Annotated in this window: 10 protein-coding genes; 1 reads left to right on the plus strand and 9 read right to left on the minus strand. The window is 63.0% G+C overall.

Going from position 1 to position 12,151, the window contains the following annotated elements; genetic code table 11:
- Nucleotides 1-17: 17 nt before the first annotated feature.
- The 5 genes from rhaI to AC2A04_RS02560 form a co-directional block, all read right to left on the minus strand.
- Nucleotides 18-1,307 (minus strand): L-rhamnose catabolism isomerase, encoded by a 1,290-nt coding sequence (gene rhaI / locus AC2A04_RS02540; RefSeq protein ID WP_484210741.1) that lies wholly within the window; start codon nucleotides 1,305-1,307, stop codon nucleotides 18-20.
- Complete coding sequence (locus AC2A04_RS02545; protein WP_484210742.1) at nucleotides 1,304-2,236, minus strand: alpha/beta hydrolase; 933 nt, start codon at nucleotides 2,234-2,236, stop codon at nucleotides 1,304-1,306. Before AC2A04_RS02545 ends, rhaI begins: the two co-directional genes overlap by 4 nt.
- A gap of 20 nt (nucleotides 2,237-2,256) precedes the next feature.
- Nucleotides 2,257-4,368, minus strand: a complete 2,112-nt coding sequence (locus AC2A04_RS02550) for a bifunctional rhamnulose-1-phosphate aldolase/short-chain dehydrogenase (RefSeq protein ID WP_484210743.1) — start codon at nucleotides 4,366-4,368, stop codon at nucleotides 2,257-2,259.
- A gap of 171 nt (nucleotides 4,369-4,539) precedes the next feature.
- Nucleotides 4,540-4,920, minus strand: coding sequence for a c-type cytochrome (locus tag AC2A04_RS02555; protein ID WP_484210744.1), 381 nt, complete (start codon nucleotides 4,918-4,920; stop codon nucleotides 4,540-4,542).
- A gap of 66 nt (nucleotides 4,921-4,986) precedes the next feature.
- Nucleotides 4,987-5,400 carry a MarR family winged helix-turn-helix transcriptional regulator gene (locus AC2A04_RS02560; protein WP_484210745.1) on the minus strand — a complete coding sequence of 138 codons (414 nt, stop codon included), beginning with the start codon at nucleotides 5,398-5,400 and terminating at the stop codon, nucleotides 4,987-4,989.
- A gap of 290 nt (nucleotides 5,401-5,690) precedes the next feature.
- Between AC2A04_RS02560 and AC2A04_RS02565 the strand changes: the two genes are divergently transcribed.
- Nucleotides 5,691-6,230, plus strand: coding sequence for a DUF3237 domain-containing protein (locus AC2A04_RS02565; RefSeq protein ID WP_484210746.1), 540 nt, complete (start codon nucleotides 5,691-5,693; stop codon nucleotides 6,228-6,230).
- Between the two features lie 3 nt (nucleotides 6,231-6,233).
- On the opposite strand, the gene AC2A04_RS02570 is transcribed toward AC2A04_RS02565, so the two are convergent.
- From AC2A04_RS02570 to ahpC, 4 genes are all read right to left on the minus strand, one after another.
- Nucleotides 6,234-7,700, minus strand: coding sequence for a helicase HerA domain-containing protein (locus AC2A04_RS02570; RefSeq protein WP_484210747.1), 1,467 nt, complete (start codon nucleotides 7,698-7,700; stop codon nucleotides 6,234-6,236).
- Between the two features lie 76 nt (nucleotides 7,701-7,776).
- Complete coding sequence (locus tag AC2A04_RS02575) at nucleotides 7,777-9,714, minus strand: glycoside hydrolase family 3 protein (RefSeq protein ID WP_484210748.1); 1,938 nt, start codon at nucleotides 9,712-9,714, stop codon at nucleotides 7,777-7,779.
- A 131-nt stretch (nucleotides 9,715-9,845) separates the two neighbouring features.
- Nucleotides 9,846-11,405, minus strand: a complete 1,560-nt coding sequence (gene ahpF / locus AC2A04_RS02580) for an alkyl hydroperoxide reductase subunit F (protein WP_484210749.1) — start codon at nucleotides 11,403-11,405, stop codon at nucleotides 9,846-9,848.
- 176 nt (nucleotides 11,406-11,581) lie between these two features.
- The gene (ahpC, locus tag AC2A04_RS02585; protein WP_484210750.1) at nucleotides 11,582-12,145 is read right to left on the minus strand and encodes an alkyl hydroperoxide reductase subunit C; all 564 of its coding nucleotides are present in this window, start codon (nucleotides 12,143-12,145) and stop codon (nucleotides 11,582-11,584) included.
- Nucleotides 12,146-12,151: the final 6 nt, after the last annotated feature.

A 12,151-nucleotide genomic window follows, 5' to 3' on the forward strand; every position in this document is an offset into this window, starting at 1 on the left:
TGTTCGTTTGCGCCGGTTTAGACGATACCTGCGCCCAGCCCCACAGCCGAGCGTTCCTGCGCCTTGCGCTGGCGGTATTGGCTGAGACGATAGGCTTCGAGCACGTCGATTGCGCCTCCCGCCTCGAGCCGCGCCTTCGCCAGGATCGGAGCGACGTCGACGTTGTAGGCGCGGCGGAGCGCCTGAAAAGCCATCATCGTGTCGTTCGATTCCTGCGCCCCATGAAGCGCGGCGCGATCGACCAGTTGCGCCTTGGCGAAGCACTGGGTGATCGTCTCGGCGCTCGAGAGCATGGATTCGATCGGGTCGGTCACGTTGTGCGACTGGTCGATCATGTAGCTGGGGTTGAAGCCGTCTTTCGGGTCGAGTTCCGCCTCGACCAGTTCGTTGAACACCAGGAACAACTGGTGCGGATTGATCGAGCCGCTGTCCAGGTCGTCGTCGCCATACTTGCTGTCGTTGAAGTGGAAGCCTCCAAGCTTCCCGAAGCGGTGCAGCCGGGCCACGATCTGCTCGATGTTCACGTTGGGCGCGTGATGGCCAAGGTCCACGAGGCACTTGGCCTTGGGCCCGAGTTCCTGCGCGGCCAGGATCGACGAACCCCAGTCGCTGATGACCGTAGAATAGAAGGCCGGCTCAAACATCTTGTGCTCAAGCAGCATGCGCCAGTCTTCGGGAAGGGCGGCATAGATCTTCGAAGCCGCCTCGAGATAGCGATCGAGGCTGCGACCCAGATCCTGCTGGCCAGGGAAGTTGGTGCCGTCCCCGACCCAGACGGTCAGGTCGGTGGAGCCGAGCTGGCGGCCGATCTCGATGCACTCGATATTGTGATCGACGGCCTGCTGGCGCGTTGCCGCGTCCTGTGCGGCAAGCGAGCCGTTGGCATAAGTATGGGCCTGCCCGACCTGATCCTGAAAGGTGTTCGAGTTGACCGCGTCCCATCCGAGACCAAGCGCCGCTGCTTTCTCGCGCAGGGCAATGAAGTCGCTCACCTTGTCCCAAGGGAAGTGCGGTGAGACACGCGGAGTAACGCGCGAGAGTTGCTGGATGACCGCGCAGTCTTCAAGTTTCTCGTGGATGTTGGTTGGCTCACCCGGGATCGGGAACTTGGCAAAGCGCGTGCCGCCGCGCCCTGCGCCCCAGGAAGGGACCGCGACCGAGAAGCCTGCAACACGTTCCTTGATCGCGTCAATGTCGATGCCAGTACGCGCAAGTTTGCGGCCGAGCGCTTCATAGTCCTCGGCCAGCGCCTCGGCATGGACGGCGTTGCGCTCGGCGATCAGGTCGGCAGAAATGGGAAAGGTCACTTGGCATCCTTTCGCGCGAGAAAGCCCTGCATCGAGAGCCAAGCGGTGAATTCGTCGATCATGAGTGCGTTCGTGGTGCCCGGCGCGCCAAGCCCGAAGCCGTGATCGCCGGTCTGGTAGCCGTGAATCTCGACAGGCCGCTTTGCAGCGAGATAGGCCTGGGCGAAGGGGAAGCCCTTGTTGGGGAAAAGACTGTCATTCAGCGCAATGGCATTGAACAGCGGGGGCGCATCTGCGGGAATGGCCTCGGAGGCGTCCTGAGGGCCGTAGATATAGCCAAGGAACGCGGGACGCGCCGAGGCATCGGGATCAAGCCCGACCCGGCGAGTGGTCATTGCCCCTGCCGAAAAGCCCATCATGCCGACGCGCGCCGGATCGACACCATACTTGGCAGAATTGGCGCGCACCCATGCGACAGCTGCCTTGCCGTCAGCGGGCGCCATCGATTGCGCGAGCAACTTGCCGCCCATGATGTCGCCGACTTCCTGCATGACCTGTTCGCCCATGTACTTGCCGGCGGCCGCCTCATCCTTTGGCGTGGGGTTCAGGCGATACTTCAGGACGAAGGCGGCAATCCCGCGATCGGCGAGCGCTCGCGCAACCGCCCAGCCTTCGTGGTCCATGGCGAGCAGCATGAACGCTCCTCCCGGCGCGACCACGACCGCAGCCCCGGTTGCCTTGGCGGGATCGGGCAGGACCGGCGTGATTGTCGGGCGCGAGACGTTGCGGACGATCAGCGTCGTTCCGTTGAAGCGGGCCCACTGCTCGGTGCTCGCGCTTCCGGGAGTCTTGTCGCCATAAAGAGCGATCGCGGCAGGTTCTGCCGGAGCATCGGCAGACACAGGCACAGGCACAGGCATTCCATTCTGCGCCACTGCGGGAGCCGAAAGGGCAAGTGCCACGGCGGCGAACAGTGCAGACTTTTTCATTGTTATCCTCTCCAAAGTCGTCAGCGTGTGAAAGCTTGCGCGTTCCCAGCATCGACATTGATCATGTTGCCGGTCGACTTTGCCGACATATCCGAAGCAAGGAAATAGACCGCCTCGGCGATATCCTCGGGCAGAACGTCACGCTTGAGCATCGAGCGCTGGCGGTAATGTTCTTCGAGCTCCTTGCCGCTGTCGATACCGTGCGCGCCTGCACGCTCCTTGCGCCAGTCGCCGTCCCAGATCTTGCTGCCCTTGATGACCGCATCGGGGTTGACGACGTTGACGCGGATGCCTTGCGGCGCGCCTTCAAGTGCCAGGCAGCGCGCCAGATGGTTCGCCGCAGCCTTGGCCGAGGCATAGGCGCTGGCATTGGTTGCTGCGGCGACACCGTTCTTTGAACCGATGAACACGACGGAGGCACCGCCCTGCGCCTTCATCCGCTTCAGCAGCGGCCATGCTGCGCGAGAGGTAAGGAAATAGCCTTGTGCCAGCACATCGTAATTGCGGTTCCACAGCTCGATCGTGGTTTCCTCGAGCGGCGCGGAACTGGCGATGCCGGCGTTGGCGACGAGAATGTCGAGCCCGCCGAATTCGCGCGCGGCGACATCGAACGCAGCCTGGACCTGATGCTCGTCAGTCACATCGCAAACGGCAGCGCGCACGACGTCCTTGCCGAACAGTCGCGCAAAGCCTGCACGGACTTCTTCGACCGCGTCTGCGTCGCGGTCTGCCAGAACAACGCAGGCCCCTTCGCGCAGCAGCCGAGCGGCGGACGCGGCACCGATGCCCCCCGCCCCGCCGGTGACCAGCGCAATCTTGCCGACCAGCGGCTTGGGCGCAGGCATACGCTGGAGCTTGGCCTCCTCGAGCAGCCAGTACTCGATGTCGAAGGCTTCCTGTTCATCAAGCGCAATGTAATCGCCGATGGCCTCGGCTCCGCGCATCACGTTGATCGCGTTGCCATAGAACTCGCCGGCAAGCCGTGCAGTTGTCTTGTCCGTGGCAAAAGTGATGCGCCCAACACCAGGAACCAGCACGACGACCGGGTTGGAATCGCGCACAGCCGGCGAATTCCCGCGCTTGCAGCGCTCGTAATAGGCCAGGTACATCTCGCGATAGGCGGCGATCCGCGCTTCAAGGTAACCATCGTCCTGCAGCCGAGCCGGATCGAGCGGCAGGGGTGCGATCTTGGTGCGCAGGAAGTGATCAGGGCAGGATGTGCCAAGCGCGGCGAGGCGTTCGAAATCGACGCTGCCGACGAACTCGAGTGCTTCGGCATCATCCGAGAAATGCCCGAGCTTCTGGCGCGCGCCGGTCATGAAGCCTCGCAGGCGGGGCATGAGATCAGCCACAATCGCGACACGGTCCGGATGCGGCGCGACCTTCTGGCCGCCGAATGCTGGCCTGTCGCCCAGCTTGGCATTGAGATAGTTCGCGGCATCGGCAATCAGTTGAACGGTGTGTTCGTAACAGGCCCTGGCGCTGTCGGCCCAGCAGATGATGCCGTGGCCCGCGAGCATGACGCCCTCGACGCCCGGATTGGCTTGCACGTAGTCGCGCAGCATCACGCCCAGCGTGTACCCGGGGCGCTTCCATGGCAGCCAGCCGATACGGCCGCCCCAGATATCCAGCGTCGCCGCCTCGCCGCCGGAGGACGCCGCAAGCGCGATGATCGCATCGGGATGAACGTGATCGACATGGGCGAACGGCAGAAGCGAGTGCAGCGGGGTGTCGATCGAAGCCGCACGGCCGTTCAGATTGAAGGTGCAATGCGGCAGGAAGCCGACCATCTTGTCGTCATCCTCAGGCCCCGCATAGTGCGCCTCCAGGCCGAGAAGCCTGGTCTGGTAGAGGGTCGCGAAACCATCGAGCTTCATCGAGCCGATGTCTCCGCCAGAACCTTTCACCCACAGGACTTCGACCTTCTCGCCTGTCAGCGGATCGATTTCATCCAGCTTGGCCGATGTGTTGCCGCCGCCGAAGTTTGTAACCGTCAGGTCTGAACCCAGAAGGTTGGAACGGTAGAGCAGAAGTTCGGCCGGGCTGAGCTTGGCAGCGACCGCATCGTCCCAGCGGCTCGTCGGCACAGCGAAAGGTAGGGCGGCGGAGGTGATAGTCGTCTGCGCGTTCATGGCATCCCTGCAAGGCAAATCATCGGCGTGGGGCCGGTTGCAGGAGTCGCTAGCATTTTGCCCAAAAACGATCAAGAATGATCGTTATTGATCGTTTTAATTTAATATCCCACGAAAAAGACCCCGCACCGCGGGGTGCAGGGCCTCCGCTTGCCGTTCTGGCGAATTCCCTTAACGCGCAGACTGCTGCAGGAATGCAATCAGATCCGCCCGATCCTGCGCATTTGCGAGGGGCGGAAATGCCATGCGATTGCCGGGAATGTACCGCGCCGGCCCCGCCAGATAGGCGTCAAGCGAGGCTGCATTCCAGGTCACGGCCTTATCCTTCATCGACTGCGAATAATTGAAGTTGGGCATCGTGCCAGATGTGCGGCCAACCACGCCCTTGAGCGAAGGGCCGAGCCGGGTTGCGCCGGTATTGAGGTCGTGACACGCTGCGCAACGGGCATAGACCGTCTTGCCGCGCACTGGATCGCCTGCGGGCTGGGCGCTGGCAAGCCCCGCACCTGAAACAGTGAGCAAAATGGCAGAGGCAATGGCAAGACGCTTCATCGGTCGAATTCCTTTGAACTTGGCGTCAGTTGTAGCCGATACCTGCTTTCACCGTGCTGAATAATTTCAATCCCTGGCCGGCGCCTGAAGATACAACTTCATCAGGATGCGGAAGAGTTCCGATTTTTCACGGCTGGTCAGGCATCCGGTCAATTCGTCTTCGTGCTCCGCGATCCGCCTGCGCGCCTCGGCCAACGCCTCGCGCCCTTCGTCGGTCAACCACAGGCCGCCGGCGCGGCGGTCGAGCTTGGAGGGTTCGTTAAGCAGGAAGCCGTTCTTGATCAGCTGCCGCACGAACTGGTGCACGGTCGGACGTTCGATCTGGAAAAACCGCGAAAGATCGGTTTGCTTCACGCCTGGATTGGCGTTCACCAGCCAGAGGATCGCCACCTGCTTGGGCGTAACACGAATTGGATCCAGTTGGCGCTCAAGCCTTGAAACGAACAACGTGTTGACCGTGCCGATATGCAAGCCGAGCACCGAATCGATCCCGTCGAGATCAAGCTCGGGGACGACGGTTTGCCGCGTGATTACAGCCGTGGCCAAGGGTAGTCCTTCCAACGCAATGTCATGTCTGCCCCACCCCTGCCGGACACGCGCTGACCGGGGCAGTCAAAGGCAAGGTCATTAGTTACAGATTCCATCTTCTGCAAAGCGTTTGTGCGCTGCATATATCCGGAAAACCACGGCCGGGGTTGGTGCGTCCGGACGAGCGATATGCCATGAAATTGCGCTGCTTTCATGGTCAAGCGGATTTCGGGAGAGTAAGATTGTCGATCAAGAGCCTGGTTCTGTTCCTCGCCTCACCCTTCGCGCTCGGCGGTTGCGCACTGGCTGCAGAGGGTCCCGCTGCCCCGGCGCCATCATTGACTTACGCCTTCTCCGTCCGAGCCACGCTGGCCCCAGCGGTAGAGGAAGGCGAGGTCGACGGCGGCCGGAGGCGCTTCATCCCCATTACCGGCGGCGAAGTCGGCGGCCCTGCCCTGAACGGAACAGTGCTGGCAGGAGGCGGTGACTGGCAAGTCATCATGCCCGGCGGCCTGACCAGCATCGAGGCTCGCTATTTCCTGAAGACAGCCGACGGTACAGTCATCGAAGTCACCAACCCCGGCGTGCGCACGGCAGCGCCCGAGGTGATCGAGAAGCTTGCCAAGGGCGAGCCGGTTGATCCGTCCGCCTACTACTTCCGCACGACACCGCGCTTCGTGGTCAAGGATGGCCCCTACGCTTGGTTGCGCCGCAAGGTCTTTGTCGCGCGCGGGATTCGTCGGCCGGACAGCGTGGTGATCGACTTCTACGCCGTGGAGTAAGCGTCAGGCCTCTACCGGCGCCGTTGTCATCCCCAGTGCCGGAATGCCGACCGAGCGACGACCGCCATAATCGGTGCGCACGACGATGAGATTGCTCTTTTCAAGATGCTCGAGCAGTCGGCGGATGCGGCCCGAAGAGCGCGTGCCGTAGATGGTGGCCAGTGCTTCATCATCAGGACATGCAGCGCCCTCGACCGCTGCGCGCGCCAGCACGAGGAACGGCGCGAGGAGATCGTCCGGCACTTCACGCCCGATGCGCAGGAGTTCCTGCCAGCGCGGCTCGGCATCGTCGGAAATCCCGGCCACGGCCATGGCAAAGCGGCGGCGGAAGGCGACAAGATCCATGCCCGGCAGAATGCGCAGCATGCGACAACGGACCGTGAAGTCCTGGTAGAGCTGCGCCGCAGGCTGAAACGTGCAGTCGGGCTCTAGCGCCATCTCGGCCAAAACAGCAGCGATGCTCGATGCAGTCTCCTCGGCGGCGAACAGGCTCGGCTCAACCGGAGGCTCGACATCCTCGCCGGGAGGCACGAATCCTGCGATCTGGCCGAGCAATTCCTCGCTCTCGACCGGAACCACGTCGGGCTCGGACGCTCGTGGCAGCGGCTCCATCGCCAGCGGCTCTGAAAGCAGCAACGATTCCATCTCCGCCCCGCCCGCATTGGGCAGTGGCATCAGGCCCTGTATGACATTGCGCGCCCGTGTTTCGACATCGGCGATCCGCACGCCGACCGGTCGGCGCGCAATCGCAGGACCAAGGCCCAGAAAGTGGCCCCGTTCGAGATCGCGGATCGTCTCGGCCTGCTTGCGCTCCATGCCGAGCAAATCCGCCGCACGCGCCATGTCGATGTCGAGGAATGTGCGGCCCATCAGGAAGTTCGAGGCCTCGGCGGCGACGTTCTTGGCAAGCTTGGCAAGGCGCTGCGTTGCGATCACGCCCGCCAGCCCACGCTTGCGGCCACGGCACATCAGGTTGGTCATCGCCGAAAGGCTCAGGCGGCGGACCTCGTCGGTCACGTCACCAGCGGCAGCCGGCGCAAACATCTGCGCCTCGTCGACCACCACCAGCGCGGGATACCATTCCTCGCGCGGGGCATCGAACAGGGTATTGAGGAACACGGCGGCGCAGCGCATCTGGGCCTCGAGTTCGAGACCGTCGAGCGTGAGGATGACCGAGGCGCGGTGCTTGCGGATGCGGGCTGCAAGCTTTGCAATCTCGGCGGCGTCGTAGGCCGAGCCATCAACCACGACATGACCGAAGGCATCAGCCAGCGTGACAAAATCGCCTTCGGGATCGATCACAATCTGCTGGACGATGCCCGCGCTCTGTTCGAGCAGGCGGCGCAACAGGTGCGACTTGCCAGACCCGCTGTTGCCCTGCACCAGCAGGCGGGTAGCAAGCAGTTCCTCGACGTCGATCCTGACTGGGGCGCCGGATCGGTCGGCGCCGATGACGATTGTTGCACTCACGCTGGCGTCTGTGGCCGAGCGTTCGGGAGTCGGCAAGGCCGGGCTATCGGATTTCCCCGGCCTTTAGGATCCCGCATCAGGGATAGGTAATCCCGTCGCCACGCCGGTAGAGTGGATTGGCGCTGTCATCGGGCCGCGCGGGGTGCTGGTCCTCGACCGCCTTGGCCGATGAGGGCAGTTCGAAGGGCAATTTGCCCTTTGGCCGCGCCTTGCCGGTAACCAGATCGAGCAGCACCGCATCACTTGCGCCGAACAGGCCAAACAGCGCGCTCGCCTTGTCCTTGAGCAAAGTCAGAACCGCAGGACGATCGAGGTCGACCGCAACGATTGTCGGCACCTTGGCCGATGCCATGGCGATAGCCCTGGTCGCTTCGTCATCGACACGGAAATCGAGACGACCTTCGTTCTGGCGGCTGCCGAAGAAGTGGTTGGGATGCAGCTTCTCGTAGGGCGTCGCCACGCGCACGAGCGCGACGTCGGCCTGCTCGACGGAGTCGACGACCGTCAGCCCGGCCGCGCGCGCAGCCTCGGCCGAAACGCCCGACAGCCATACCTTGCGCCCGGCTTGCAGGGGGAGAAGCCCCCCCTTGTTCTCAAGCAGCACCTGCGCAGCGCGCTGCGCCGCATCAGCTTCGGCCTGGGTCGCCTTGCTACCGACGATCTCGGTTGCCTTGGCGACGTCGACAAAAGGATTTTCGAAAAGCCCGAGTTCGAACTTCAGGCGCAGGACACGGGCCGCGGCCTCGTTTACCCTAGCCAAGGGAACCTTGCCGGCCTTGACCGCCGAAAGCAGCGGCGCCGGGTTGTCAACACCGCCGAACTGATCGATGCCGGCGTTCGCGCCAAGCGCGTAGCGATCTTCTTCCGCCATGTTTTCCACGCCCCACGGCATGGCGATGGCGAAGCCCTGCGGCTTTTCGGCCGTCGGGTTCATGCATTGCTCGGGACAAGTGTTCGTGATCGCCCAATCGGAAATCACGATACCGCCGAACTTCTTGGTCTTGCGCAGCAGGCCTTCGATCAGGGGCTTGCTGAAACCGGCTCCCACCTGCGGGACAGGCTTGCCATCGATCGTGACGCCGTCGGCAATTACGTAAGTCGGCATCACGCCTGCCGACCTGGCTGCCAGTGCGCCCTCGAAAGCCGCTACGTGCTGGGCAAAGCTCTCGTTGTCGAGCCTTGCGCTGCGCCCGTAGTAGTTGTGCCCATCAAAGCCTTCAGGCAGCGCGCCATAGCCCACCCAGTGCTTGACGACAGTGGCGACACCCGATTTCACCAGACCGTTGGCGCTTCCCTGAAATCCGCGGACATAGGCGCCAGCAAGGCGAGAGACGGTGGCCGGGTCCGATCCAAAGGTTGCGTTGCCGCGCGGCCAGCGCGGTTCGGTATAGAGATCGGCCTGGGGGCTCAAGGCCATCTGAATGCCGACCGCGCGATATTCGGCAGCCACGAGGCTTCCGAAGCGCTCGACCAACTTCTCATCGCCGATCGCAGCCATGCCCAGTGTTTCTGGCCACTGCGAAAAGCCGCCGCTGGCAGTACTTGCGCCGACGGTAACCTGGAAATGATTGCGCGGATCGGTGCTGATCGTGGCAGGAATACCGAGACGGGTCGCCTCGGCGAGCTTCTGAATTGCGTTGTTCTCTTCGGCGAACGATCGCGCGTCGGGCGAAAGGCGGGTGATGAAGCTGTTCACGCCACTTGCCAGAAGGTCGTGGGCAGCCGTCTTGTCGTATGCCGTTCCCACGCCGATGCCGCGGCCGTTATCTGCCTGCAGCGTGCCATGGAGCATCAGCGCGACCTTTTCTTCCAGCGTCATGCGCTTGAGCAGGTCCGCCACGCGCTTTTCGACCGGCAACGTCGGATTTTCGTACGCGTCACGCTTCCCGTTGCGGTTGAGATCGCGATAGCCGGTCTTGCCAGATGCCGACGCGGACACCGCGAGGCATGCGACGCTGCCCGCAAGAACGGCCAATCCAAGTTTGCGACGGATGGTGACGGAGTGGCTGGTCATCGAATCTCTCCCGGCATGCGCCTTGACAGCGCTAGACAATCGTCAAGTTACCGGCATGGCCCCGGAAATGCAAACGGCGACGTGGCCGCTCAGAGCCACGCCGCCGTTCTGCGACCCGAAGGGCTGTTGAATCAGCCCTGCCGAATAAGATGGTCAAACGCAGACAGCGCAGCCTTCGAGCCCTCACCCATCGCGATGATGATCTGCTTGTAGGGCACGGTCGTCGCATCACCGGCACCGAAGATCCCAGGGATGCTCGTCGCGCCACGCGGGTCGACCTCGATCTCGCCCCGTGGCGAAAGATCGATCGCGCCCTTGAGCCATTCGGTGTTCGGCACCAGACCGATCTGGACGAAGATACCTTCAAGTTCGACCGTGTGCAGAACCTCGGTCTCGCGATCCTTGTAAACCAGGCCGGTGACCTTTGCGCCATCGCCCAGCACTTCGGTAGTCAGTGCCGATGTGACGATCGTGACGTTGGGCAGCGAACGCAGCTTCGACTGGAGCACGGCATCTGCGCGCAGCACGCTGTCGAACTCGATCAGGGTGACGTGTGCCACGATCCCGGCAAGGTCGATTGCGGCTTCGACGCCCGAGTTGCCACCGCCGATCACTGCCGTCCGCTTACCCTTGAACAGCGGGCCGTCGCAGTGCGGGCAATAGGCCACGCCTTTGTTGCGATACTCGTCCTCGCCAGGCACACCCATCTGCCGCCAGCGCGCGCCGGTGGAGAGGATCAGCGTCTTCGCCTTGAGGCTCGCCCCGTTTTCGAGCTTGATTTCATGCAGGCCATCATCACCTGCAGGAACCAGACCGGTCGCCTTCTGCAGGTTCATCACGTCGACTTCGTATTCCTTGACGTGGTTCTCGAGTTGCGCGGCCAGCTTGGGGCCTTCGGTGTGCTGCACCGAAATGAAGTTCTCGATGCCCATGGTATCGAGCACCTGACCGCCGAAGCGCTCGGCCACTATGCCGGTACGGATGCCCTTGCGAGCGGCATATATCGCCGCAGCCGCACCGGCAGGGCCACCGCCGACGACGAGGACGTCGAACGGTTCCTTGGCCGCCAACTTCTCGGCGGCGCGGGCCGAAGCATTGGTATCGAGCTTGGCAACGATCTGCGCGAGGTCCATGCGGCCCGAGCCGAAAGGCTGACCGTTGAGAAACACCGTCGGCACGGCCATTATCTGGCGGCGTTCGACTTCGTCCTTGAACAGCGCGCCGTCGATGGCGACGTGGCTCACGTTGGGATTCAGCGCGGCCATGATGTTGAGCGCCTGCACCACATCCGGGCAGTTCTGGCAGGTCAGCGAGAAGAAGGTTTCGAAGTGCAGCGGACCTTCAAGGCCAAGCACCTGATCAAGCAGGTCAGGGTCTTCCTTGGGCGGGTGGCCGCCGACGTGGAGCAGAGCAAGCACCAGCGACGTGAATTCGTGGCCCATCGGCAGGCCTGCGAAAACGGCTTGAGCGCGGCCTTCATCGGCGCGAATGGCAAAACTCGGAGTGCGTTCGTCGGAACCATCGAAGCGCGCCGAAGCCTTGTCGGACAGCGCCGCAATCTCTTCGACCAACGCGCGCATCTCGGCCGACTTGGGTGTAGCGTCGAGCGTCGCGACCAGTTCGATCGGGCGGCGCAGATTGCCAAGATAGGCCTTCAGCTGGGCCGTGGCGTTGGCGTCGAGAACGGGCATCATGCAAACCTTTCGGACAGAGCGCGGCCGCGCGTCACCGAAGGGTCGGCGCGCGGGATCGCGATCATGGTAAATTCCTGGGGCGTGGAGCCGGCGGGCAGCCCTCAAGCGGCACGGCCCGACCGGCGGGCTTTAGGGGAGGCGTGCCCCACGCGGCACGCCTCCTCAGGGGAACATCAGATCTTGCCGACGAGGTCGAACGAGGGAGCCAGCGTTTCGCCGCCTTCTTCCCACTTGGCAGGGCAAACCTGGCCGGGGTTCTCGCGCCAGTACTTGGCAGCCTTGATCTTGCGCAGCAATTCGGTTGCATTGCGGCCCACGCCCTCGGGGGTGATTTCAACGAGCTGGATCGTGCCATCCGGATCGGTCACGAACGTGCCGCGATCGGCAAGGCCGACGCCTTCGCGCAGGATGCCGAAGTTGTTGGAGATCGTGTGGTTCTGGTCACCGAGCATGTAGTAGTTGATCTTGCCGACAGCGGGCGAGCTGTCATGCCATGCCTTGTGGCTGAAGTGCGTGTCGGTGGAGACCGAGTACACTTCGACGCCGAGGCCCTGCAGTTCACCGTAGATGTTGGCGAGGTCTTCGAGTTCGGTCGGGCAGACGAAGGTGAAGTCGGCAGGGTAGAAGAAGAACACGCCCCACTTGCCGGTGACGTCGGCATCGCTGACATCGACGAACTTGCCCTGGTGATAGGCGGTAGCCTGGAACGGCTTCAGCTTGGTTCCGACGATCGACATAGACTC

Source organism: Novosphingobium sp. HNCC26DJ243 (genome assembly GCF_057180545.1).